Consider the following 23,839-nt stretch of genomic DNA (forward strand, 5'->3'; position numbering starts at 1 on the left):
GCCGCCTCCTCGTCGAGGACGTCGGCGACCGCGGCGAGCGCGGCCAGCGGGGTGCGCAGCTCGTGGGACACGTCGGCCACGAACCGGCGGGCGTCGGCCTCCATCTCGCGCAGCTGCTCGACGTGCCGTTCCAGCTCCGCGGCGGTGTTGTTGAACGTGCGCGCCACGTCGGCCAGCTCGTCGGAGCCGGTGACCGCGATCCTGGTCCGCAGCTCGCCCTCACCCAGCAGGCGCGCCGCCCGGCCGAGCTCGCGCACCGGGCCCAGCACGCCACGGGTGGCCAGCAACGCCAGCACGACCGCGAACGCCAGGCCCGCTCCGCCGGTGAGCCAGGCGAAGGTGGCGAGCCGGTCGATGCTGCGCTGTTCGGGCTGCAGGCTGTGCAGGACGTAGACCTCGATGCCGGACATCCGGGTCGTCCCGTCGCGCTCGGCGATCAGCACCGGCGCGCCGATGATCAGGTACGGCGCGCCCTGCCACAGCAGCACGCGCTGCCAGGCGACATTGCCGGCGGCCACCTTCCCCCGCAGCGCCGCTGGAATCGTCTCGGGACCCACGATCGGCGGGTAATCCGCCTGCCTGCGCAGCCCCGGCGAGTTCCCCGGCGGGCCGTCCGGCACCGGGTCGCCCGTCGAGTACGCCCCGCGGTAGAGGGCCATCGCGCGGAAGTTTCCATCGATCATCTTGTTGGCGATATCGCGGAGTTGGTCCGGGCCCGGCTCCGCGCTCCGCAACGGGAAGAGCCCCTCCAGCTGGCTCTTCGTTGCCTGCACCGCGGCATCCTGGGCTCGCTGCAGGATGTCGTTGCGTGCCGCGACGTAGATGGCGCCGGCCACCGTCGCCGCGGTGAGCACGCTCAGCAGCGCGAACGCGGACAGCAGCCGCGCGCGCAGCCCCAGGCTCGGCCGAGGTGCCACCAGCGGCTCACACCGGCCCGAACCCACGCACGGTCTGTACGTAGACGGGCGCCGCCGAGTCGTCCTCGATCTTCGCGCGCCACCGCTGCACACACGCGTCCACCAGCCGCGAGTCGCCGAAGTACCCGTGCTCCCACACCGACTCCAGCAGCTGCCGGCGGCTGTAGACCCGGCCCGGCGTCCCCGAGAGCTCGAGCACCCTGGGCTGCACCGGCTTGACCACGTAGTCGTCGGCACGCAGCCGGTCCAGCCCCTGCTCGCCGGACTCCACCGCGCGCACCCGGTGCCCATGCCGGCTCAGGGCCGACTCCAGGCCCTCCCGCACAGCCGGGTCATCCTCGATCAACAACACTCGCGACACGCCGCGGAGTTTCACCGTACGCTCCGTAACTCGCCCGCCGGCCAACCGAATCTACTGTCGGCCGGCAGTGTTCTCGCCACGTCAGCGCCGTGTCATGGTTGTGTCACGGTCCACCGGGGGCGGCGCAGCCGTCGAGAAACGGTGACATTCGGCGGACAACCCGGGCACATTCGGCGCCGATGTTGGTCGTCATGAACGAACCACGGACCATCCCCTCTCGGCCCCGAGACCGGCTGTTCGCCGCGGTCACGCTGGTACTCGCGGTGCTCTTGCTGCCCGCGGCGTTCGTCCGCCGTCCCGGCCGCGCCCGCGAGCTGGCCTGCCGCTGGGCGCTATGGTTGCGCTTCCCCGCCGAGGACCTCACCGGGCTCACCGACGGCGCCCTGGCGGCGTTCACCGCGGCGCGCACCGAGGCGCTGTGGCGTCACGGCCAGCTCATCGGTCTCACCTCGGGATACCGCGAGCCCCTCGTCCAGCAGCGGATGTTCGAGGAGGAGGTACGCCGCTCCGGCTCCCCGGCCGCGGCACGCATGCTCGTCCTGCCGCCGGCGGAATCCAGCCACGTCAAGGGCATCGCCCTGGACGTCCGCCCGCACGAGGGCGCGCGCTGGCTCGAGGAGCACGGCGCCCGCTACGACCTCTACCGCATGTACGACAACGAGTGGTGGCACTTCGAGTACCGCCCGGACTGCGGCGGCTCGCCACCACGGCGCCGGCCCCATCCCGGCGTGGGTTACGCGTGGTTCTGGCAGGACCGGAACCAGAGCCGGGCATGGGTGTAGCGCCCGTGCTGTCTCGACTTTCTCCCCGTACCTGGCTGCTCGCCGCCGCGGTGTGCGCCGTACTCGCCGCCGGGACCTCGCTGGTGTACGGCGGCGCGCGGGTCCAGCCGGCGTCGTGGCCGCAGGCCAGGCCCGAGCCGATCGCCCTGGGCCGGCCCCCGGCGCTGCCCTGGCCGTCGCACGGGCAGGCGGCGGTCGCGGTCGCCGGGCAGGCCGGCACTCTCCGTGTGTACGGCAAGCAGCGCCCGGTCCCGATCGCGAGCGTCACCAAGGTGATGACCGCGCTGGTGATCCTCCGCGACCACCCGCCCGGCGGGCCGTCCATCCGGGTGGACCGGCAGGCCGCGATCGAGTCGGGCAACCGGGACGAGTCCACGGTGGCGATCACCGAGGGCCAGAGCTTCACCGAGCGCCAGCTGCTGGAGCTGATGCTGATCCCCTCGGGGAACAACGCGGCCCGCCTGCTGGCCCGCTGGGACGCGGGCTCGGAGGAGGCCTTCGTCGGCAGGATGAACACGACCGCCGCCAAACTGGGCATGAAGAACACCACCTACACCGGGGCGAGCGGGTACGAACCCACTACGGTCTCCACGGCGGTGGACCAGCTCAAGCTGGCCAGGCAGGCCATGAAGGACCCGGTGCTGCGCGACATCGTCGCCACCGCCAGGACCACGATCCCAGGTGTCAAGGGCGAGATCGTCAACAGCAACAAGCTGCTCGCGCTGCCCGGGGTGGTCGGTCTGAAGACAGGCACCAGCACTCCGGCGGGCGGGGCGCTGTTGTGGGCCGCCCATCCCACCTCCGGCGACCGCGACCGGCTGATCCTCGGGGTGGTGCTGCGCCAGGGCGAGCCGGGCGACGCGCTGGAGGACAGGAAGAAGGCCGCGTTCGTCGCGAGCCGGAGACTGATCGTGGCGGCTCAGCGATCCGGCTGGGCGAAGACCCGCTGAGCGGTCAGGACGGCTGGACCTCGTCGAAGAGGGCGAGCACTTCGACGGGGTCCGGGCTCACGAGGCGTTCCAGACCAGCCGCCGTGATCTTCGCCCACTTGGCCGCCCTGCTCGCCCCCGGCGACCCGGTTGACCGCCGAGGCGGTCGCCAGGCGGCGCAGGCTCAGGTTCTGACCGGCGATGGCCTCGGCCAGGTGACGGACGCATGTGCCGGCTCGGCGGCGATGTCCGCCGTTCATGCTCGCGTGGGGCCCAGGCCTGCGGGTCGTCGGCCAGCTACCGCGGGGCCCGGGCGCGTACTCGTCCTCTGACCTCGCCGCCAGGCGTCCCCGTGTTGAAAGTTTCACTAACACCGTCGCGCGGACGACTGTGATGACGCGAGTGCGACCGCCACATCGCACGGCGTCACATGGCCTGCGACCAGCCTGTCGATCCGCGGGGCGAGGTCGCCGCCCCTTTACGGGCTGTGCGGAAACCGCGATTCACCGCTTGTTTCGGAGGGAGGTGCTCCATATAGGCCTGTCCGGTCCATGGCCATTGTGTGATCCTCCCCTCGAGAAGAAATATCCTGCGACGTCTCGGGCGCGTGGCCCGCGCGCTCCGGATTGCCATCGGCGGTGGGGAGAGATGGCTACTTGAAATCCCTTCATGGAATGCGCGCCCTCACATTAGGCGCGGCGGCGGCCCTGGTGCTCGGTGCGTCCCCCGCTCAGGCGGCGACCGCGTCCAGCGTGAGCGCCGCGGCCCTCAGTTGCGCTATCACCATCAGTAACCCGATCCAGTTGTACACGACCTCCGTTTACGCTTATGTCGAGGTCAACTGCAACCAGAGAGTTTCGTTCATCGGCGGATACCTCTCCTTATACCGGGACGGTACCTATCTGGGCTACGCCGAGACCTACCAGAACAACGTGGCTTACGCCTATAAGATCAACATGGTGTCGTGCGTGCCCGGCAACTACCACGTCATGGGCTACGGATTCGCCAATCTCGACGGCGGAGCGCCCGACTTCTCCCAGCGTGTCGCCACCACGCCGATCGCCATCACCTGCACCTGAGCCCCATCTGAGCCCGACACTCGACCGGCCTCACCGACGTATATCGTCCACAACGACCGATGCCGATCATGCTTCTAGCTCGGATTGCGGCGCCGGCTGTCCATACTTGTCCGCAGTCACCGCGCTACGAGGCGGCCGCGGAGGATGATGACCGCCGGTCTTCGGACCCAGCCTGCGCGTCCGACTCACCCCGATCAGGGCGGCGCGGCCCTCGCGGATGGCTGGCTGGCACTCCGGTGAAATCCCACAGTCAACGGCGCGTAGAAAGGGACCCCATGATTGCTGGCAACCTGATCCGCCGGGCGCTGGCGGTCGGCGCGATGCTGGCCACCACCGCCGCGATGGTCGTGACCATGCAGCAGCCCGCCGCCGCCTCTGCCCTGACGCTCAACGGCACAGTGGACTGTCTCAACGTCGACTACTCCGGCGACACCCGGGACTGGTACGCCTCATACGTCGCGGTCGGCTCCGCGCCTCCTTCATACGGCGTGGCTGTGCCCTCCAGCTCGATGGTCGCGAACCCGGCGAACCACTCGTGGTCGTTCACGATCAGCCTGCCCGGCGGCAGTACCGCGGTGAGCGTGTCGGCCATCTGCAGCGGCGGTCACCAGTGGGACCAGGTCGGCTGGACCAACGGACCCGTGATCAGCATCCCCTCCTGGGCCACGACTCTGAACGCCACCTGGGGCTGCTCCACCCAGCAGGTTTACCCCGGGCCCTACATCACCGGCTGCAGCGCGCAGTCCTACTCGTACAGCTGAGCTCCTGCCTCCCAGAAGGCCATCCGCTTTCACCGCGGGTGGCCTTCTCGCATGCAGGCACGAAATACATGCCGCCAGCACGGCACCGAAAATCGGTACTACTGGCTGTTCCACCTCTTCGGCGTCAGTCCCGAGCAGATGCCGTACGCGCTCACGACGACTCCCTTGCCTGCCCGCTGATGCCCGACAGGTCGCCCGCGCCACCACCGGCCTGGACGGCGCCACCATCCGCACACATTCGCAAGAACTCACCGCGCTCATCGGCGCGCGAGAGCCGTACTTACAAGCCAGCTGTGGATCAATGGGCTTGGACGTCACAGGGTCGATGTCCCAATGGTCTTGTCAGTTCCGGTGAGCGCCGACCAGGCAAGTGACAGAACCGCTGAGACCCCGCGCGGTGAAATCTCATCGATCTTGTCAGTTTTCCGAGTCAACACCGCCTGATCGGAACGTGGCGTGGCCGCCGAACGGGCGCTCCAACGCGCACTACGCGGCATGAGCCCGAGGTCGTCCGGCGGTGTCCCACCGAAGCGTGGTCCCTCTCGACACGTTATGTGACACCTACGGCTTGGCCGACGAGGTGATCGGCGATCCGGCCGGGGCTGCGGAATCCGGCACCCCCGCGTAGTCGGGCAGCTCGACGCCGTTGATCGCGCGCCCGACCAGCTCGGTGAACCATTCGCCGGCGAAATCGGGGAGCGGCTCGGCGTCTGGCCCGGGGACGTCGCGGCTGCGGGCGTTCAACCGGCCGATCTCCTGGTTGGCCTCGACGAACGAGCGCATCCGCGCCTCGTAGCGGGCGAACCCGGCGTCGGGGTCCCATCCGGCGGCGGCCAGCTCTCCGGCCAGCAGGTAGGCGCCGACCAGCGCCAGCCCGGTGCCCTGCCCCGACATCGGCGAGGAGCTGAACGCCGCGTCCCCGAGCAGCCCCACCCGTCCACTCGACCAGCGGTCCATCACCACCTGGGCGACCTGGTCGAGGTAGAAGTCCGGGGTGTCGTCCAGGTGCGCGAGGATGTCCGGGGTCAACCAGCCCAGGCCCGCCATCCGCTCACGCAGCAGGACCTTCTGGGCCGCGACGTCACGGTAGTCGACGTCGAAGTCGGCCGAGGCGAAGGAGAATATGGCCATCGCCCGGGTGGCGTCCTGGATGGGCCGCAGGATGGCGGAGCGACCGGACTCCTGGTCCTGGTGCTCGAGCAGCCAGCGGTCCAGCCCGAACTCGTTGGGCACACTGTAGAAGGCCAGCACGTGCCCGAGGTGGCGGAGGAACCGCTCATGCGGCCCGAAAACCATCGCTCGCAGCGCCGAGTGCAACCCGTCGGCCCCGACCACCAGGTCGAAGCGCCGCCGGTTGCCGCCCGCGAAAACCACGTCGACCCCGTCCGCGTCCTGGGCGAGCCCCGCGATTCGGTCGCCGAAGATGTACTCGACGCCGTCGCGGGTGTCGTCGTAGAGCAGCTGGGACAGGTCCCCGCGCAGGATCTCGATGTCCGCGATGAACCCGTCGCCACCGTCGTCGTCGGCACGGAAGGTTTCCAGCACTTGCCCGTCCGCGTCCACGGTGTGCGCGCCGGCGGTGTCGGTGCACGCCGCGCGCACCGCCGCGTCCAGCCCCATGCGCCCGATGACCTCCTTGGCGACCCCGCGCGCATCCACCGCCTGCCCGCCGGGACGCAGCTCAGGAGCCCGCTCCACCACGGTCACCTCGGCCCCCCGTCGGCGCAGCCAATGGGCCAGCGCGGGTCCCGTGATGCTCGCCCCCGCCACCAACACCCTGGGACCGCTCTCCCGCGTCCCCTGCTCGCCAGTCCGGATGGTGTGCCCCTGCTTGGAGTCGTCGACGCTCATCACTGCCTCCATGTGCTTCCTCCCGCGCTGGACGTTCCCAGCACAGGCCCACCGCTGTCGGTGTGTCCAGCCGTATCGACCACGGATCCGCACAAAACTCATCGGCACGACCGAAATCGCGTCCACGCTCCCGCAAACACCCTGAACTCGGCATGTGCGTGCGACGGGCATGGTCATGATCGCCTCGGCCTCGGCAGACATGAATGAGAAACGCCAACTCCGATGACGCTCACATCAGCCCAGACTGGCGCAAACCAGGCGAACCAGGCCGTCAGCTAGGCCGCCGCCTGAGAATTCGCCAGATCTGCGCGCAACACAGTGAGACGCTGAAAGGACCAGTGAGAACGGACATCGAGCCCCAGCAGTCACTCAACCTTCGGTGAGACACCGTAGTCGTGATCAACCTTCGATGACAATGCTCAGTCTTCGCTGCGACAGGACAAACGACGAGATCCCGCCCGATCTCGATGATCAGACGGGATCCCGTCAACTTCAGTCCAGCCATTTCAAGAACGGCTCCTGGTGGAGATGAGGGGATTCGAACCCCTGACCCCTTCGATGCGAACGAAGTGCGCTACCGGACTGCGCTACATCCCCAAGGACTCGACCAGATTAGCAAACTCCTGAGGGTCCTCGCGCCACCCTTTCAGTCACCCACTGCCCGCTTGGGCGGCTCAGCGTACTGATCGAACAGAACGTCCGGATGCAACGTCGTGAGATCGATGACCTCCGCCTGGGCGGCCTCGTCCGCTGTCCGCCGCTGTTCCCGGGCCCGCCGCAGCCGTTCCGCGCGCATCCGGCGGGCGCGTTCGCGCCGCTCCCGGTCCACTTGTACGGCGATGCGGAGAAAGGCCGCGTACGCGAACATGATGAGGACAGAGGGCGCCACGCCCCACCACGGCATCATCTTGACCGCGGCCGTCACGATCGAGGCCACAACGAGCAGGGCCGTGAAGAACAGGAGCCGACGCCGGCGGGCCACGATGATGGCGCGGCGCCGGAGCCGGAACTGGCGGACGTCCACCTTCTCCACCTCGGCCCCGTCGTCCTCGTCCGCGTCCGAAGGGCCCAGATTGTCGAGGTCAGGAAGCTGGTGCTCGCCGGTGTAGTGCTCTTCGAGCTCGGCCAGCTCGGCGAGGTTGGTCTTGTCTCTGCGCAGCCACATCGGAATCAGGACACAAAGCCACATCACGACGATGGCCAGATAGAGGAGGACGCTGCTCACGACCACCTCCGGGCAGCACAAAGACGCGAGTCTGCTCGTCGCGCCTTCAATGTGCTCACGTCACGCACCGTAAGACCGCGTGTCACTAATTGACGAGCATTCGGTGCGGTGTGTCGCGAGATCGTCAAACCTCTTCGACGGGAGACCCTCCATGAGCGGCTGACTCACGGGCGCGACGCCATTGCACGAGAAGCCCGCCGGGAACGTCCTCGACGGTCAGCGCGTAGCAGATGTGGTCGCGCCAGGCCCCGTCGATGTGGAGTTGGCGCCGCCGAATGCCTTCTTCCCGAAATCCGAGCTTTTCAACCACCCGACGGCTGGCCTGGTTCTCGGGACGGATGTTCGCCTCGAGCCGATGCAGCCCGGTGGTGAAGAAGCAGTGGTCGACGGCCATGGCGAGGGCGGTGGGGGTGATGCCCTTGCCGGCCAGAGCGCCGTCGATCCAGTAGCCGACCTGGGCGGAGCGGGCCGACCCCCACACGATCGCGCCGACGGTCAACTGTCCCGCGAAGCGCCCCCCGTACGTGATCACCCACGGCATCGCCAGGCCCTGCCTCGCCTCGCGGCGCAGGGTGCCGACCATGGAGACGTAGGGCCCGAGGCCGGTCCTGAACAGCGGAGTCTCGGGGTTGCTCGGCTCCCAGGGACGTAGCCAGTCGGCATTGCGCAGCCGCGTCTCTCGCCACACGCGCACATCGCTCAGCCGCAGCGGCCGAAGGCCTACCGGACCGTCGTTCAGTGTCGCCGGCCAGCCACGAAGTCGATCCACACCACTCATCATCCCCCCATCGGGCACGATGTCGCCACGGATCAGGGAATCGAGGTCAGCGCGGGTGATCGCCGCCCCGAACCTGATCGACCGCGTGCTGGAGAATCGGCGCGAGTACGGCGACGCCATCGCGTACGCCACCGGACGATCCGGGCAAATTCACGATCAACGTGTCACCCGCCTGCCCTGCGAGACCTCTGGACAGCACGGAGGCAGGAACCTTGTCCCGGTTCGCCAGCCGGATGGCCTCCGCTATACCGGGAATTTCCCGAGAAATTACCCGGGCCGTCATCTCCGGCGTCAGGTCCATGGGGGTCAGCCCGGTCCCTCCGGTGGTCACGATGACGTCGTACCCCTCCGCCACCCCGTCACGAAGGGCGCCTTCGACCGCCTCCCCGTCGGGCACCACCAGGGGGCCGTCCACGACCTCGCAGCCCGCCTCACGACGGAGCAGGTCGGCGAGGAGCGGACCGGATTTGTCGGCATAAATCCCGGCTGACGCCCGGTTCGACACGGTGATCACGAGCGCCCGCATCACGTCGCGTCCCTGCTCCAGCGACCGGTCTTGCCGCCCAGCTTCTCCTCCACCCGCACATCGGTGATCACCGCGCCCGGATCCACCGCCTTGACCATGTCGAACAGCGCCAGCGCCGCCACCGAGACCGCCGTCAACGCCTCCATCTCCACCCCGGTGCGGTCGGCCGTCTTCACCCGGCAGGTGATCGCCACGCCCCAGTCCTCGACGTCCAGCGTGACCTTCACCCCGTGCAGCGCGATCGGATGGCAGAGCGGGATCAGGTCGGGCGTCCGTTTCGCACCCATGATCCCCGCGATCCGCGCCACCCCCAGCGCGTCGCCCTTGGGCACCTCGCCAGAGCGCAGCAGCGACACGACCTCGCCGGACAGCAGCACCCGTCCGGTGGCTGTGGCGGTCCGGGCCGACACGTCCTTGGCGGACACGTCCACCATGCGAGCGGCCCCTGTCTCATCGACATGGGTCAGCCCACTCTGCTCACTCACAGCGCCTCCTTCGTCGGCGCTGTGAGTGAAACACACTGTGTTCACTGGTTCGCTCGCTCCGCTCGCTCACAGCCGAATCACCTCCACCGTGGAACCCTCCGGCACCTCGGTCACGTCCTCGGCCACCACGATCAGCGCGTTCGCCGCGGCCAGGGCGGCGAGCTGGTGCGAACCCTGCCCGTGCACCGGCGTCACCGTGCCGTCAGCGGCCAGCACGCCGCGCAGGAACGACCGGCGCCCCGCAGGTGACCGCAACGGCCCGGTGACGCGAGCGGTGACCGCCTCCGGCACCTCCGTGGGAAGCCCGCGCATCCTGTCGAGCGCCGGACGTACGAACAGCATGAAAGACACGAAAGACGACACCGGGTTGCCGGGCAGCGCGAAGATCGGCACCTGGTCCTCCCCCAGCACGCCGAACCCCTGCGGCATCCCCGGCTGCATCGCCACCTTCTCGAACCGGACCGTCCCCAGCGGCGACAGGGCCTCCTTGACCGGCTCGTACGCCCCCATGGACACCCCGCCGCTGGTGATGATCGCATCGGCCCGCACCAGATGCGTGTCGAGCCGGTCGAGCAGCACCGCCGGGTCATCCCCGACAGACCCCGCCCGGAACCCCTCGCCTCCCGCCTCGCGTACGGCCGCGGTCAGCGTGAAGCTGTTGGAGTCCCATATCTGGCCGGGGGCCAGCGGGCCGCCCGGCTCGACCAGCTCCGCGCCCGTCGAGATGACGACGACCCTGGGCCGGGGCCGCGCCCAGACCCGCCGCCGCCCCACCCCGGCGATGATCCCGAGCTGGGCCGGCCCGATCACCGTGCCCGGTTTGAGCACGACCTCGCCGGCCCCTACGTCCTCCCCTGCCCGCCGGATCGCGTTGCCGGCGCTCGCCGGACGGGTGATCCGTACGGAGACCGTCCCCCCGTCCGTCCACTCCACCGGCACCACGGCATCGGCCCCGGCAGGCATCGGAGCGCCGGTCATGATCCGTACGGCATGCCCGGGACCCACGGCCCTCAGCTCCATGGAACCGGCCGCCACATCGTCGATCACCGGCAGCGTGACGGGGACGTCCGAGACGTCGGCGGCACGTACGGCATATCCATCCATGGCTGAGTTGTCGAACGGCGGCAGCGGCACCGGCGACGAGACCTCCTCGGCCAGCGTCGCCCCCAGCGCCTGCTCCAGCTCCAGCTCGATCGGCGCCAGCGGACGGACGGTGGCCAGGATGTCAGCCAGATGCTGATCAACCGACTTCATCGAGGAACTCCCGCAGCCACGGCAGGAACTCCGGCGCCAGATCCTCCCGATCCGCCGCGAACTTCACCACCGTCCGCAGATAGTCGAGCTTGTCACCGGTGTCGTACCTGCGCCCTCGGAACAGCACCCCATGCACGGGACCGCCCTCCGAGGAGCCGCGCCCGGCGAGCGTGCGCAGCGCGTCGGTGAGCTGGATCTCGCCGCCACGCCCCGGCGGTGTGTTCTCCAGCACCTCGAACACCGCCGGATCGATCACATAACGTCCGATGATCGCCCAGTTGGACGGCGCCTCGTCGGCCGGCGGCTTCTCCACCAGATCGGTCACGCGTACGACGTCGTCCTCGGCGGTCGCCTCGATGGTCGCGACGCCGTACAGGGAGACCTGCTCCTTGGGCACCTCCATCAGCGCGATCACGCTCCCACCGAACGTGTCACGCACCTCGATCATGCGCTTGAGCAGCGGGTCGCGGCGGTCGATCAGGTCGTCGCCGAGCAGACAGGCGAAGGGATGGTCGCCGACGTGCTGCTTGGCGCAGAGCACCGCGTGGCCGAGCCCCTTAGGCTCGCCCTGCCGTACGTAGTGAAGGGTCGCCAGTGAGGCGGGCTCGCGTACCTGGGACAGCCGGTGCTCGTCGCCCTTGGCCTCGAGGGCCTCCTCCAGCTCGAATGCGCGGTCGAAATGATCTTCGATGGACCGTTTATTCTTGCCGGTGACCATGAGCACATCGAGGAGCCCCGCCGAGGCGGCCTCCTCGACGACATACTGGATCGCGGGCTTGTCGACGATGGGCAACATCTCCTTCGGTGTCGCCTTGGTCGCCGGAAGGAACCGGGTGCCCAGACCCGCGGCGGGCACGACGGCTTTCGTCACAGGGTCGAAGTCAGCCATGAGTAGACCCTAGTGGAGGTACCTGTGGACAAGCTGAACCTGCGTCGGGAGCTGAGCTCCGCGCGTGCCTCCCTCTCCCCCGAACAACTGCGCGCAAACGCCATCAGGGTCCGCGAAACGCTGCTCGACCAACCGTGGGTCCAGATGGCCGGTCTCGTGGCCTGCTACTGGTCAACGGGGTCCGAGCCGGAGACGCACGGGCTCGTGTTCGCTCTGTGGAAACATGGAGCCACCGTTATCCTCCCTGTCCTCCGCGAGGACTATGACCTGGATTGGGCGGTGTACGACGGGCCCGACTCGCTGGCCCCGGGCCGCTTCGGGATCATGGAGCCGGTCGACACCCGCCGCGGCGTCGACGCCATCCGCACCGCCGCGCTCGTGATCGTGCCCGCGCTGGCGGTGGACAGGAAGACAGGTGTACGGCTCGGGCGCGGCGGCGGCTCGTACGACCGCGCCCTGGCCAGAGTCGGCCCCAACGTCCCGACAGTCGCGCTGCTCCACGACGGGGAACTGATCGACGATCTTCCCGCGGAGCCGCATGACCGGCACGTCCGTTTTGCCGTGACACCAGGAGGACTCACTAGTCTTATGTGAACGCAGGTACGAGAGGGGGCCAGATGACGCTGGATGTCTGGCTCCTTCTTGGCGCGGCGATCGTCATCGCGGCCATCGCGTCCGTACGCATCGCGCACCGCACCGGCCTGCCCAGTCTGCTGGTGTTCCTCGGATTCGGCCTGGTCCTGGGCGAGGCCGGGTTCGGGATCCCCTTCGACAATCCGCAGCTCGCCCAGCAGATCGGGCTCACGGCGCTGGCGGTGATCCTGGCCGAAGGCGGCCTCACCACGAGCTGGTCCCATGTGCGGCGTTCCGTCCCCTTGGCCCTGGTGCTGGCGACGGTGGGCGTGGCGGTCAGCATCGTGGTGGTGGCGCTGGTCGTACAGGGACTTCTCGGCATAGACCGAACGTCGGCGCTGATCCTCGGCGCGGTCCTGGCCTCCACGGACGCCGCCGCCGTCTTCTCCGTGCTGCGCAGGCTGCCGCTGCCCGCGCGGCTCGCGGGCGTGCTGGAGGCGGAGTCCGGCTTCAACGACGCGCCCACGGTGATCGCGGTCGTGCTGCTGAGCGGGGCCTCGCAGTCGTCGCCGAGCCTCGGAACGTTCCTCCTGGAGACCTCGCTCGAGCTGATCATCGGCGCCGCCGTCGGCCTGGCCGTCGGCCCGGCAGGCGCGTATGCGCTGCGCCGCGTCGCCCTCCCCGCCTCCGGCCTCTATCCCCTCGCCGTGCTGTCGCTCACCTTCGTCTCGTACGGCGGCGCCGTGCTGCTGCACGGCTCGGGATTCCTGGCCGTCTACCTGACGGCTTTGATCCTGGGCAATTCGCGGCTGCCGCACCGGGCGGCGACCAGGGGGTTCGCGGAGGGCGCGGCGTGGCTCGCGCAGATCGGGCTGTTCGTCATGCTCGGTCTGCTGGCCAGCCCCAGCGAGATGCCGTCGGCCATCGTGCCCGGCCTGATCGCCGGAACCGTACTCGTGCTGGTGGCGCGGCCGCTGTCCGTCATGGCGAGCTCGCTGCTGTCGTGGGTGCTGCGGGTCGGCCGAGTGACCTGGCGTGACCAGGCGTTCCTGTCGTGGGCGGGGCTGCGCGGCGCGATCCCGATCGTGCTGGCGACCATTCCATGGGCGTCCGGCGTCGAAGGGTCCAAGGAGATCTTCAACGAGGTCTTCGTGATCGTCATCGTGTTCACCCTGCTCCAGGGGCCGACGCTGCCGTTCGTGGCTCGGCTGCTCGGTGTGGCCGCGCCTGGGGAGGCGCACGATCTCGAGGTGGAGTCGGCGCCGCTGGAGGAGCTCAAGGCGGACCTGCTGCAGGTCAAGGTGCCCATCGGCTCCAAACTGCACGGCGTGGAGATCTTCGAGCTCCGCCTGCCCGCGGGCGCGCAGGTGACCCTGATCGTCCGCGACGGCAAATCGTTCGTACCCGCGGGCAACACCAGGATCAGGGCGGACGACCAGCTCCTGCTGGTCACCACGGCCTCCTGCCGCGACCAGGTGGAGCGCCGCCTGCGCGCCGTGAGCCGCAGCGGCAAGCTGGCCGGTTGGTACGGCGAGCGGGGACTGGAATAGGCGTTTGACCTAATCGGTTAGCATTAGCAGTCGCATCCCTCGAGTGCCAGAACTGAAGGAGGAGCGCGTGCCGACCTACCAGTACGCCTGCAACGACTGCGGTGAGCAGCTCGAGGTCGTTCAGAAGTTCACCGACGATGCGCTGACGGTTTGCCCCGCTTGCCAGGGAAACCTGCGGAAGGTCTTCTCCGCTGTCGGCATCGTGTTCAAGGGCTCGGGCTTCTACCGGACTGACAACCGCTCGTCCTCGACCTCGGCTGCCACCTCTTCTTCCTCGTCGTCGAAGACCTCGGAGAGCAAGTCGGAGAGCAAGTCCGCCGACACGAGCTCGTCCAAGCCTGCCGCCGCTCCGGCCGCCGCCTCCAGCTGACCTGTGCGTGGCCGCCCAGCGCGGCCACCTATGGCGAGTTATCCACAGAACGGGATTCGGGCCGCCCGGGCTCGCCACCGATCCGGCTACTCTCTCGGCCATGGTCACTCGCGCAGACATCGGCGTCATCGGCGGATCGGGCTTCTACTCCCTGCTCGACGACGCGGAGGAGATCGAGCTCGCCACGCCTTACGGGCCCCCGAGCGATGTCGTCACGGTCGGACGCATCGGCTCGCGTTCCGTCGCGTTCATCCCCAGACACGGGCGAGATCATCGTTTCCCGCCGCACCGCATCCCCTATCGCGCCAACCTCTGGGCACTGCGTTCCCTCGGCGTCCGCCAGGTGCTCGCGCCCAGCGCCGTAGGCTCGCTCAGACCGGAGTACGGCCCCGGCGCCATGGTCATCCCTGACCAGCTCGTGGATCGCACCTCAGGGCGCGTACAGACCTATTACGACATCGACGGCGCTGTCCACGTCTCCTTCGCCGACCCCTACTGCCCGTCAGGCCGCGCCACCGCGGTGAAGACCGCCCGCGCCACCGGCTGGGAGACCGTCGACGGCGGCACCCTCGTGGTCATCGAAGGCCCCCGCTTCTCGACCCGGGCCGAGTCACAGTGGTTCGCCGGCAACGGCTGGTCGATCGTCGGCATGACCGGGTTCCCCGAGGCGATCCTGGCCCGCGAGCTGGCCCTCTGCTACACGTCGCTCTCCCTGGTGACCGACCACGACGCCGGGGTGGAGGCCGGCCAGGGCGTCACGCACGATGAGGTCCTCGAGTTCTTCGCCCAGAACGTCACGCGCATGCGCACCCTGGTGGCGGAGGCCGTGCAGGCCCTGCCCGAGGAGCGCACGTGCCCCTGCGGCACCGCCCTCGACGGGATCAAGCTCCCCTTCGAGCTGCCGTGATCCAGTCCTGGCTGACCCGCTACGGCCGCCGTCGCCGCCTCATCGCGGCGGCGCTGGCCGCCCTCGCCGTCATGTCCGCGTTCATCGCCACCCGCCCCGCCCCCGAGCCCACCGTCCTGGTGGCGGCCCGCGACCTGTCCCCCGGCCCTCTGAGCCCGGGCGACCTCGTCCCCGCCGCACTCAACCACCCACCCGCCGGCGCCGTACGCGCGGCCGCGGCGGGCCAGGTGCTGGCGAGCCCCATGCGCAAGGGCGAGCCGCTGACCGACGTCCGTCTCCTCCAGTCGTTCCGCCTCCCGCCCGGCCTGGTGGCCACACCCGTGCGCATAGCCGACGCGGCGGCCGTGAAGCTCCTCTCGCCCGGCGCCACGATCACCGTCCTGGCCACATGGGAGGAGGCCCAGCCGGCCCGCCCCGTGGCCGAGGAGGTGCGGATCATCACCATCCCACCGCCGGCCCAGGCTGCGAGCGAGGCCCACGGCGCCCTGGTGGTGCTGGCGACCACTGCCACCCAGGCAGCGGAGCTGGCGGCGGCCCAGACCACCGGCCACCTCTCGATCACCATCAAACCTAACTTAACGTAATCGATCGATTACGATTCCCTCATGAACGGACTCAAGAGGTTCCTCATGCAGGGAAGCGTCATCGACCTGGCCGCGGCGTTCGCCATCGGTGCGGCCTTCACCTCGGTCGTGCAGTCGTTCGTGACCGACGTCCTCACGCCGCTGATCTCGGCACTCGGAGGCCTGCCCGACTTCTCCTCACTCAAGATCACGGTGGGCCGATCCGACTTCATGTACGGCCACTTCATCAACGCGGCCATCTCGTTCTTGATGATCTCCACAGCGATCTACGTCCTGGTGGTGAGGCCGTACAAACATCACAGAGACCGCACCGCAGCCAAGATAGGAGCCAGAACCCGCGACTGCCCCGAATGCCTGTCGAAGATCCCGAAGGCGGCGTCCCGCTGCGCCTTCTGCACCGCGCAGATGGCATAGGGCTACTAGGCCGTTTTCAGAAGTGGTTCATAGCCACCAGTTGATCACAGCGATGTGGATGGTGGTTTCGTAGCGGACGGCGAGCTTGTCAAAGCGGGTGGCGACGGCCGCCCGGTAGCGCTTGACGAAACAACCCATAGATCGTCTGCCAGCGCCCGTACCGCTGCGAGACATCCCGCCAGGGTGCACCGGCGGGCGCCTTGCTGTACCTCCGACGGGCAGCAACGGCTCCAGCACCACCCATTGCGCATCCGTCAGATCCGCCGGCCCCTTACAGGCTGCATCGCTTTGGCCCCTTTCCCATCGGCACGGACCATTCGCGTCCTGCATCGCGGAAGCTCGATCCTGCCTCGCAGGAGAAAGAACCTAGGCACCGGAATGAAGGAAGTTCACCCTGGTCAGGAGGGGTGCTCGCCACGGGAGTCGACTGTCTGTCACTGTGCTCACGCAGGGAACCACGGGTGAATCACAACCCTCCGGAGGATCCCTTCCTCATTCCGCAAAGGAGGTAGCAATTCGTGGACGTAGAAGCACACCTCCTCGACCTGATGTCGCGGGTGCGGGCACTCGAATCAGGCGAGCGCATCAGTGACGGCATCATGGCGTCGATAGTCGGCATCGCTCAGATGATGGCCGACATCGCCGAGTTCCGGGCTGAGCTCAGACAGGATCTGGCAGCTCTCGGCGATGAGGTGGCAGGACTCCGGCGGCACTTGAACGAGCACCTCAGCTCATCCAGTCCGAGGTCCTGCACCAGCCCGGCTCCCTCTCGCCCGAGCTAATCGATCGCTGGACAGCGAAAGGGCTCAGCTGAGGCCACCGATATGCCCACGACAGCTCAGGCTGAGCCCAGCACCTTTGAAACACCGCCTAGAGCAGCGAATTGCTCTTCGGGTCATACTCCCAGTGCCACGGCTCGAACGGGCCGGTGTAGGCCCAGGAGGGATGGAACCACCCATACTTCTTGGAGTTCCGCTCCATCCAGACGAACTCCGTGGACCCGGACCTCTCCACCCCGCCACACAGGTCCACGGCCAAGCCGAGCCCGTGGTTACTGCGCCCTGGCACGGCGGCGAACCCCGGCCGCCGGTAGTAGATCGACTGCTGCTCGGCCAGGCTCCGATAGGCGTCCCTGACGCACATGCTCCTCCCGAACCGCTTCCGATACGCCTCGTTCAGGCTCACGAAGGCGATGGTGGCATCGGCCCGCAGGCTGAACCCCTTCTGCTGCAACGGACAGAGCATGGCCTTGGGAATCAGACCATTGGGATATTCGTTGGCCGTCGCCGCCCGCAGCGGATTGCACCCCAGCGCCGCCCGCCCGACCTTGTCAACCTTGATCCCCATCTTCACGAGCGCCGCCGTCAGCGACTTCACGATCTTGTCCGACCGCTGCCGCAGCGTGTCGACCTCGGCCGACTCCTGAGCCTCGGCCAGCAGGTTCCCGGCGCGGAGCTCCTGCGCCTCCGCGGCCAGCCGCTCCGCCTCCTGGTAGAGCGCGCTGGTCTGCTCGACAGCCTGCTGCCGTACGGAAAGGATCTGCGTCACATCGCTGAGCGCCCGCAGCGTGTTCTCATTCGCGCTCCCGGACACGAACGGCGTGATCCCGTCCCCCAAGAGCGGCTGCTCGTACAGCAACTCGGCCATCTGCGACACGGGTTGCCGCATCACCGCAACCCGCCGCTCCAGCTCCTGCAGCGCCGCCAGCTTGTCCTTCAGCTGTTTGTCGGATGCGGCGATGTCCGCCCGCCGCTTCTCGAGGGCCTTGGTGGCGTCCTCGAGCTCCTTGGCCGACTGCTCGGCCTCTTTCCGCAGCGCGCTGAGGCTGCCGGGATCCGGCTTCTCCTGCACCCGTACGGCCTGCGCCTGCGCGCGCCCCTGCCCGGAAGGCACCAGAAGAGAAGCCACCGCCATAACAACCGCGATCAGACCCGCTGATCGAGGGGCTGGCACGTTCGACTCCTCCGTTTGCAAACTCGTTACCCTGGTCAGGCACGCACGTTACTACAGCCCCCCGAGTGCCCGAGCCGAACTCGGGAGAGCTGTTATGAGACAAAAAACCCACCCTGTCCCCCTACCTCCACATAAGCGCCCCCGACGTACCACCCCTCACGGATCAGGCGCGCCAGGCCCCAGCACCGGGATCCCGATCTCCATCCCCGCCTGCCGCTCCTTTTCGAGGCACATATCCCACAACCAGGTATCCGCCCACTCCTCGGGACACCCGACATTCTGCGTCCGCACAGGGGCTGGCGTAACGGGCTCCTCATACCTGGGCCCTTCAGTAACAACGGGACGGGGAGCCACAACGTCCTGCGGCCGCGACACGTCGCGCACGGGCCCCGGCACACCACCCTCGTACACCCGTTCCGGATGCGCCGGCGCCCGCATCAACACCGGCCCGAACCCCAACTTCCCGACGCCCTCCGCCAACACCACCCGGCCGCCGCTCTCCTGCTCAAACCCCCGCATCTCCCCGGCCAACAACCCCCCGGCCAGAATCGCCGGCGCCAACAACGCCCCGAACAACACGACGGGGCGCCGACGTGCTTGCTTGCATCGCCTCGTGGTCACAGGCAGACGCTATCCACGCGGGATGCGGCGGATTCTGATCACTTGTCATGCCTTTACCGCAGCTCAGAGCTCCCATAACCAACCCCACCAAACTGACCCCGGCCCTACGGTCCACGCAGTGCCAGACTTTCGCTAGGCTTACGAGAGTCCGCCTCCGTAGCTCAGGGGATAGAGCACCGCTCTCCTAAAGCGGGTGCCGCAGGTTCGAATCCTGCCGGGGGCACTCTTCTCCACCAGGCATTTTGCTCCCCGACCTGCGGTTTCTTGGCCGCAGGTCCTTTGCTTGCCAGACCCCTCCTAGGTCGCCGAGGGCACCCATATGCAGCCGTAGGACCATGATCACGGGATATATACGGGATGATCTTGGAGCCTTCTCTCCAGGTCAGGGACGTGTTCCATGGCGCACCCGCGGCGAAGTCGCTCGCCCGTGGAACGCTTCGCACAGGCTCTGACCATTTCCTGCCTCGGCCGAACGGGGCAAGGACTGTTCGTAAATCTGCGCTGCCGTCCCGATCATGACCAAGACGGGCGGAGACTTCCTGAATGAGCGCTACCGGTTGGTCGAGGTGATCGGGGCCGGCGGCACGGGACGTGTCTGGCGGGGGCGGACAAGCTGCTGAAGCGTGATGCCGCGGTCAAAGAGATCCTTTTCCCGCCCGGACTGGAGCCCGCCCAGCGGCGATGCGCGAGGCCCGGTCAGCGGCACTTGCACCGGCCACGACTACGCCTGCCTGTCCATGGGTGACGCGAACTTCGCGCGACGAAGGTTGACTCAGCATCGAGGCAAGTCAGGCCGCATATCGATGTCCGAATGCTGTTTGTCCCTGGGCGGATCGGCCGCGATCCATTGATGGCGCTGTAAGTGTCACCCCTTCGCGACTTCCTGTCAGTTTGACAAAAAACTACGGTCGTTCCATGACCGACGATAGGTGGGAGCCACCGAGTGTTCTGCTCGCGGTTGACCTGGTGATCTTGACTTTGCGCGACGCCCGCCTGCACGTCCTACTCATCGAACGCGGCGTCGAGCCCTATCGGGCGGCTTTTGCCCTGCCGGGAGGCTTCCTGCACGACGAGGTTGAGGCCATCGAAGCGGCTGCACGCCGCGAGCTGGCGGAGGAGGCCGGCCTGGTCGACGTGCATCTGGAGACGGTCGGTGTGTACGGCGAGCCCGGGCGCGACCCTCGCGGGCGGGTGGTCTCGATCGCCTACCTGGCCATCGCGCCCCAGTTGCCGGATCCTATCGCCGGCACGGACGCGGCTGGCGCCTGCTGGACGCCGGTGGAGGACGTCCTGTCCGCCTCCGCACACGTAAATCTGGCATTCGACCATCGGCGGATCCTCGCCGACGGCGTCGAACGCGCGCGGACCAAACTCGAGCACACGTCACTCGCGACCGCCTTCTGCGGCGAGACCTTCACCATCTCCGAACTCCAGCAGGTCTACGAGGCCGTGTGGGGAGTCCGGCTCGATCCTCGAAACTTCTACCGCAAGGTCCAAAGCGCCCACGGCTTCATCGTCGCGACCGGCCCCATGCGGCGCGCACAGAACGGCCGCCCCGCCCGGCTGTTCAAAGCCGGGCCGGTCCAGGCGCTATATCCCCCCATGGTCCGCTCAGCCCAGACCGGGCACCAAGGCCCCGGCCGTCAGGCTGCCCAGATCGCGCCCGAAGGAGGCGAGCACGTATGAACGAGCGCCCCATCGTGATCCTCACCGCACTGGATCTGGAATATCAGGCCGTACGCAAGTACTTGGCCAGGCTGCGGACACATCACCACCGCGCCGGCACGTTGTTTGAGGTGGGCCACCTGACGGACCGCGAATGCCCGGTAGTCCTGGGGCTAGCGGGCAAGGGCAACCACCCCGCCGCCGTGCTCGCCGAACGGGCGATTACGGAGTTCGATCCCCGCGCTTTGCTGTTCGTCGGGGTAGCTGGCGCCCTGTGGCCGCAGGTCGGCTTGGGCGATGTGGTGGTCGCAACCCACGTCTACGCCTATCACGGGGGCACCAGCGAGGACGACGGGCTCAAGGCACGCCCTCGCGTCTGGGAGATCTCGCACGAGGCGGCTCAGGTAGCGCATCACCTCGATCGCAGCGGTTCCTGGACTCGGCGCCTTCCCGAAGGCGCGGACATTCCGAAAGTGCGCTTCGGGCCGATCGCGGCCGGCGAGGTCGTGCAAGACTCCGCGATCTCCACACATGCCCAATGGGTTCGCCAGACCTACAACGACGCGCTGGCGATCGAGATGGAGGCCGCCGGCGTGGCACAGGCCGCCCACTTCAACAGGTCACTGCCGATGGTCGTGGTACGCGGCATCAGCGACCGGGCCGACGGCACCAAGGTCATCACCGACGGCGCAAGCTGGCAGCCGAGGGCGGTGGCCAACGCCGCGGCCTTCGCTACCGCTCTCGCCGCAGAACTTGCCCAGGAACCACATCACAAACGGCGTACCGCTTCGGCGAGAAAGGCGGAATGCGATCCCATGACGGAGAGTGTGCGAAACATCGCCCGCGGCCACGCGCGGGTGGGCCTACAAGCCGGGGCCATCTACGGCAACGTCTCGGTGGGACAGCCACCCGAGCCCGCCGCTGACGCGGCGGTACTCCTTGCGGAACTCCGCGAGGAGCTGACGCGGGCACGCACGGCCGGAAGAGTTGACCAGGACACGTTCGCCGCGGTCGAAGAAGAACTCGGCATCGTCGCCGAGTCCTTGTCGACGGACACCCAACAGGGCGAGAACCGCGCGATGATCGCGCTCAAGAGACTGCGCGGCCTGCTGATGGACGTGGCCGAGCTGGCCTCGAAGGTGACATCCGTCATCACCGCGATCAGAGGCCTCTCATGAGTAATCCCAGCACCGGCACGACTAACATCGCGGACGGCTCCGCCACCGTCGGCGTCCAGACCGAGACCGTGCACGGCAACGTCTACGTGTACCAAGTGCCCCCAGGCGCCTCGCCGAAGGAGCGGTTCGAGGTGGGCCTACGCTGCCTGAGCGGCGGCATGTCAGGAAGGGCGAGAGAGCACATCAGCCAAGCGGTCATGGAGGGCTACGTCACCAGCCGTTCCTGTTTCTACTTGCTGCTCGCCCTGCTGAGCGGCCGCACGCTTCAGCAGGTACCGAAGGACGACCTCGCCCCTCTCGCCTACGCCAAAAAAGCGCTTATGGGCCGCAGCGACGACGAGTGGACCCACGCGATCAAAGTGATCAACCGCCTCCTGGCCTCCCTTCAGGAGCGTGACGTCGTTTTCCCCGCCATCGAGAAACAACTCAGCGAACTGAAAGACGACAGGCGGAACGAGATCGTCCGTCACCTCGAGATGTTCTTGCACGGCCCCATCCAAGATGCTATGTGGGCGCGTGCCTTGGACATGGCCAAGCAGGACCGATGCGATCGAGCTCGTCTGCAACGGGTGTGGAAATTCTTCCAGCCAGAGCCGATCGGCCCACGGGTACGGCTGCCGCGTCCGCCCGACACCACGATCGGCGGCTGGATCCTGTCCATAACGACCACGGCCCTCTCGCTGGCGGCCCTCGGTCACATCGGCGTCCAGGCGTGGCAGCACTCCTGGCCGGCGGCCGCCCTTGCCCTGCTGCTCGTCACCGCCGGCTCCTACGCGTGCGCACGTGGCGGTGTGGAATGGCGCTTCCGGGTCGAACGCCTGCGGGCCAAGGACACCGAACGACAAGCCGTGCGGCAACCGGTGCCAGAGGGCTTCGCGAGCCGGATCGACCGGCAGTTCGCCGACTATTTCGCACGGTACGTACCGCGTAACACGGACAGAGGAGCGTGGCTGACGCAGACGACCGGCGTTCGCCAGGCCCTGCGGGATGAGGTCGTGGAGCTGTATCGGGAGAGCAGGATCGATGCCAAACGGGTCGCGTGGCTCATCCGATACCTCGTCAGCGACGTGAAGGATCGCTGGCAGAAGGGCCAGCTGTGGGAGTACCGCGACCGGCTCCGGGTGCCCGCGTCCATGAAGGCGCGCTGCGTCCTCGGTAGCGTGACCCTCAGCGCAGGTACGGTGTGGCTGACCTGGGGCGGGCTGAACATCGCGCCGTTCAGCGTCGTCGGCGCCGCACTAATCGCCGCGGCGGCCGGCTGGTTCGCCCGGGGCGGTTGGTTACGCATCGTCCTGGAGCACAAGAGGTACACGGCCGACCGGGAGGAGGCCGAGCAGCTGCTGGACGATCGTCGGGCTGCCTTCGCCCGGTGGAGGCGCAAGCTCTCCGACAATCCGGACGATCGAGAGATGGCGCACTGGCTGGACTGTGACCGCAAGGCACTGACGGAAGAGGCGATGCAGCACTACAAGCTGAAACCACACGACGTCATCGCGCACGCCTTCATCGAAGCCCCCGCGACTCCCTACAAACGGGCACGCGTCCGAAACGGCCCCTGGCGATATTCCAGATACAGGCTCCTGGTCTTCTTGCTCACCGCGGACGGCGTCCGGCAGATGACCGTCGACCTCGACTTCGAAAAAGCCACGTTCCACGACCGGAAAAGAATCAACTACCGCTACGACGCCGTCGCCGCGGTCCAGGCCGCAGAAGCCGATGACGGCCACAGAACGTTCGAACTGACGCTGGTGAACGGCCACCCGATCACGGCCGAAGTGACAGGACCTCCGCCAAATCCCGAGTCGGCGGTAGAGGAGGACGCGCGCACCGTGTCGCAAGTGACGCTCGACACCGCAGGACTCGGAAACACCCTGCACGTTCTCGAAGGTGTCGCCGCCGAAGGAAAGAAATGGATCAGTCATGAACGAAAGCGCGAGCAAGACCGGTTAGCCGATCTCACGAACAACATGCATGGAATGTTCGGCTAGACACGTAGATAAGCAAGGCGGCCTAAGCATTCCTCAGGGCTCTCCACGACATCGGTGTTGCCGCCAGCAGACAGAGTGAGGTCCCCCAGGCTGACCTTCGGCTGCAAAATGCCGTTCTTTTCGATCAGGGTAGGGTCGATGGACCCGCCACTCGCCGTCTTCCTTGACCCGGATCGGCGTGCTGGACAGCTCGACATGC

General features: G+C 67.8%; 24 protein-coding genes and 2 tRNA genes. 14 read left to right on the top strand and 12 right to left on the bottom strand.

What is annotated here, in order from left to right; translation table 11 throughout:
• Both AB0J64_RS16480 and AB0J64_RS16485 read right to left on the bottom strand, forming a co-directional pair.
• Positions 1–917, bottom strand: a 917-nt coding sequence (locus tag AB0J64_RS16480; protein ID WP_364027075.1) for a HAMP domain-containing protein, incomplete at its 3' end; no start/stop codon positions are given.
• Between the two features lie 7 nt (positions 918–924).
• A complete protein-coding gene (locus AB0J64_RS16485; protein ID WP_364027078.1) occupies positions 925–1,278 on the bottom strand; it encodes a winged helix-turn-helix domain-containing protein in 354 nt (117 codons plus the stop codon).
• A gap of 191 nt (positions 1,279–1,469) precedes the next feature.
• On the opposite strand from AB0J64_RS16485, the gene vanY-N reads away from it, so the two are divergent.
• From vanY-N to AB0J64_RS16505, 4 genes are all read left to right on the top strand, one after another.
• Positions 1,470–2,060 (top strand): D,D-peptidase/D,D-carboxypeptidase VanY-N, encoded by a 591-nt coding sequence (vanY-N, locus tag AB0J64_RS16490; protein ID WP_364027081.1) that lies wholly within the window; start codon positions 1,470–1,472, stop codon positions 2,058–2,060.
• A gap of 5 nt (positions 2,061–2,065) precedes the next feature.
• Entirely contained in the window at positions 2,066–3,010 is a 945-nt protein-coding gene (locus AB0J64_RS16495; RefSeq protein ID WP_364027083.1) for a serine hydrolase, read from the top strand.
• 653 nt (positions 3,011–3,663) lie between these two features.
• On the top strand, positions 3,664–4,068 hold the full coding sequence (locus AB0J64_RS16500) for a hypothetical protein (protein WP_364027086.1): 405 nt from the start codon (positions 3,664–3,666) through the stop codon (positions 4,066–4,068).
• Positions 4,069–4,343: 275 nt separating this feature from the next.
• The gene (locus tag AB0J64_RS16505; protein ID WP_364027089.1) at positions 4,344–4,829 is read left to right on the top strand and encodes a hypothetical protein; all 486 of its coding nucleotides are present in this window, start codon (positions 4,344–4,346) and stop codon (positions 4,827–4,829) included.
• A 561-nt stretch (positions 4,830–5,390) separates the two neighbouring features.
• Here AB0J64_RS16505 and AB0J64_RS16510 read toward each other — a convergent pair.
• The 8 genes from AB0J64_RS16510 to galU form a co-directional block, all read right to left on the bottom strand.
• Entirely contained in the window at positions 5,391–6,680 is a 1,290-nt protein-coding gene (locus tag AB0J64_RS16510; protein WP_364027092.1) for an FAD-dependent monooxygenase, read from the bottom strand.
• Between the two features lie 520 nt (positions 6,681–7,200).
• A tRNA-Ala gene (locus AB0J64_RS16515) sits at positions 7,201–7,277 on the bottom strand.
• Positions 7,278–7,326: 49 nt separating this feature from the next.
• Positions 7,327–7,905 carry a hypothetical protein gene (locus AB0J64_RS16520; RefSeq protein ID WP_364027095.1) on the bottom strand — a complete coding sequence of 193 codons (579 nt, stop codon included), beginning with the start codon at positions 7,903–7,905 and terminating at the stop codon, positions 7,327–7,329.
• Positions 7,906–8,029: 124 nt separating this feature from the next.
• Positions 8,030–8,683, bottom strand: a complete 654-nt coding sequence (locus tag AB0J64_RS16525; protein ID WP_364027098.1) for a GNAT family protein — start codon at positions 8,681–8,683, stop codon at positions 8,030–8,032.
• A gap of 46 nt (positions 8,684–8,729) precedes the next feature.
• Complete coding sequence (locus AB0J64_RS16530; protein ID WP_364027476.1) at positions 8,730–9,209, bottom strand: MogA/MoaB family molybdenum cofactor biosynthesis protein; 480 nt, start codon at positions 9,207–9,209, stop codon at positions 8,730–8,732.
• The gene (gene moaC, locus AB0J64_RS16535) at positions 9,209–9,694 is read right to left on the bottom strand and encodes a cyclic pyranopterin monophosphate synthase MoaC (protein ID WP_345001995.1); all 486 of its coding nucleotides are present in this window, start codon (positions 9,692–9,694) and stop codon (positions 9,209–9,211) included. Before moaC ends, AB0J64_RS16530 begins: the two co-directional genes overlap by 1 nt.
• Positions 9,695–9,760: 66 nt before the next feature.
• Positions 9,761–10,948 carry a gephyrin-like molybdotransferase Glp gene (gene glp, locus AB0J64_RS16540; RefSeq protein ID WP_364027101.1) on the bottom strand — a complete coding sequence of 396 codons (1,188 nt, stop codon included), beginning with the start codon at positions 10,946–10,948 and terminating at the stop codon, positions 9,761–9,763.
• The gene (galU, locus tag AB0J64_RS16545; RefSeq protein WP_345001991.1) at positions 10,935–11,837 is read right to left on the bottom strand and encodes a UTP--glucose-1-phosphate uridylyltransferase GalU; all 903 of its coding nucleotides are present in this window, start codon (positions 11,835–11,837) and stop codon (positions 10,935–10,937) included. Before galU ends, glp begins: the two co-directional genes overlap by 14 nt.
• Before the next feature lie 24 nt (positions 11,838–11,861).
• Between galU and AB0J64_RS16550 the strand changes: the two genes are divergently transcribed.
• From AB0J64_RS16550 to mscL, 6 genes are all read left to right on the top strand, one after another.
• The gene (locus tag AB0J64_RS16550) at positions 11,862–12,431 is read left to right on the top strand and encodes a 5-formyltetrahydrofolate cyclo-ligase (RefSeq protein WP_364027104.1); all 570 of its coding nucleotides are present in this window, start codon (positions 11,862–11,864) and stop codon (positions 12,429–12,431) included.
• Between the two features lie 23 nt (positions 12,432–12,454).
• A complete protein-coding gene (locus AB0J64_RS16555) occupies positions 12,455–13,960 on the top strand; it encodes a potassium/proton antiporter (RefSeq protein WP_364027107.1) in 1,506 nt (501 codons plus the stop codon).
• 67 nt (positions 13,961–14,027) lie between these two features.
• Entirely contained in the window at positions 14,028–14,330 is a 303-nt protein-coding gene (locus tag AB0J64_RS16560; protein ID WP_364027479.1) for an FmdB family zinc ribbon protein, read from the top strand.
• A 100-nt stretch (positions 14,331–14,430) separates the two neighbouring features.
• Positions 14,431–15,237, top strand: a complete 807-nt coding sequence (locus AB0J64_RS16565) for an S-methyl-5'-thioadenosine phosphorylase (protein ID WP_364027109.1) — start codon at positions 14,431–14,433, stop codon at positions 15,235–15,237.
• Entirely contained in the window at positions 15,234–15,821 is a 588-nt protein-coding gene (locus AB0J64_RS16570) for an SAF domain-containing protein (protein WP_364027112.1), read from the top strand. Before AB0J64_RS16565 ends, AB0J64_RS16570 begins: the two co-directional genes overlap by 4 nt.
• 21 nt (positions 15,822–15,842) lie before the next feature.
• Positions 15,843–16,235, top strand: a complete 393-nt coding sequence (gene mscL, locus AB0J64_RS16575; protein ID WP_364027115.1) for a large conductance mechanosensitive channel protein MscL — start codon at positions 15,843–15,845, stop codon at positions 16,233–16,235.
• Positions 16,236–16,807: 572 nt separating this feature from the next.
• On the opposite strand, the gene AB0J64_RS16580 is transcribed toward mscL, so the two are convergent.
• Positions 16,808–16,960, bottom strand: coding sequence for a hypothetical protein (locus AB0J64_RS16580; RefSeq protein WP_364027118.1), 153 nt, complete (start codon positions 16,958–16,960; stop codon positions 16,808–16,810).
• A 145-nt stretch (positions 16,961–17,105) separates the two neighbouring features.
• Complete coding sequence (locus AB0J64_RS16585; protein WP_364027121.1) at positions 17,106–18,149, bottom strand: D-alanyl-D-alanine carboxypeptidase family protein; 1,044 nt, start codon at positions 18,147–18,149, stop codon at positions 17,106–17,108.
• A gap of 810 nt (positions 18,150–18,959) precedes the next feature.
• Between AB0J64_RS16585 and AB0J64_RS16590 the strand changes: the two genes are divergently transcribed.
• The 4 genes from AB0J64_RS16590 (at position 18,960) to AB0J64_RS16605 (ending at position 23,640) form a co-directional block, all read left to right on the top strand.
• Positions 18,960–19,032, top strand: a tRNA-Arg gene (locus AB0J64_RS16590).
• A gap of 692 nt (positions 19,033–19,724) precedes the next feature.
• Positions 19,725–20,495 (top strand): NUDIX domain-containing protein, encoded by a 771-nt coding sequence (locus AB0J64_RS16595; protein WP_364027124.1) that lies wholly within the window; start codon positions 19,725–19,727, stop codon positions 20,493–20,495.
• Positions 20,492–21,652 (top strand): 5'-methylthioadenosine/S-adenosylhomocysteine nucleosidase, encoded by a 1,161-nt coding sequence (locus tag AB0J64_RS16600; RefSeq protein ID WP_364027126.1) that lies wholly within the window; start codon positions 20,492–20,494, stop codon positions 21,650–21,652. Before AB0J64_RS16595 ends, AB0J64_RS16600 begins: the two co-directional genes overlap by 4 nt.
• Positions 21,649–23,640, top strand: a complete 1,992-nt coding sequence (locus tag AB0J64_RS16605; protein ID WP_364027129.1) for a hypothetical protein — start codon at positions 21,649–21,651, stop codon at positions 23,638–23,640. Before AB0J64_RS16600 ends, AB0J64_RS16605 begins: the two co-directional genes overlap by 4 nt.
• Positions 23,641–23,839: the final 199 nt, after the last annotated feature.

The organism is Nonomuraea sp. NPDC049695 (assembly GCF_040674955.1).
Taxonomy (GTDB): domain Bacteria; phylum Actinomycetota; class Actinomycetes; order Streptosporangiales; family Streptosporangiaceae; genus Nonomuraea; species Nonomuraea helvata.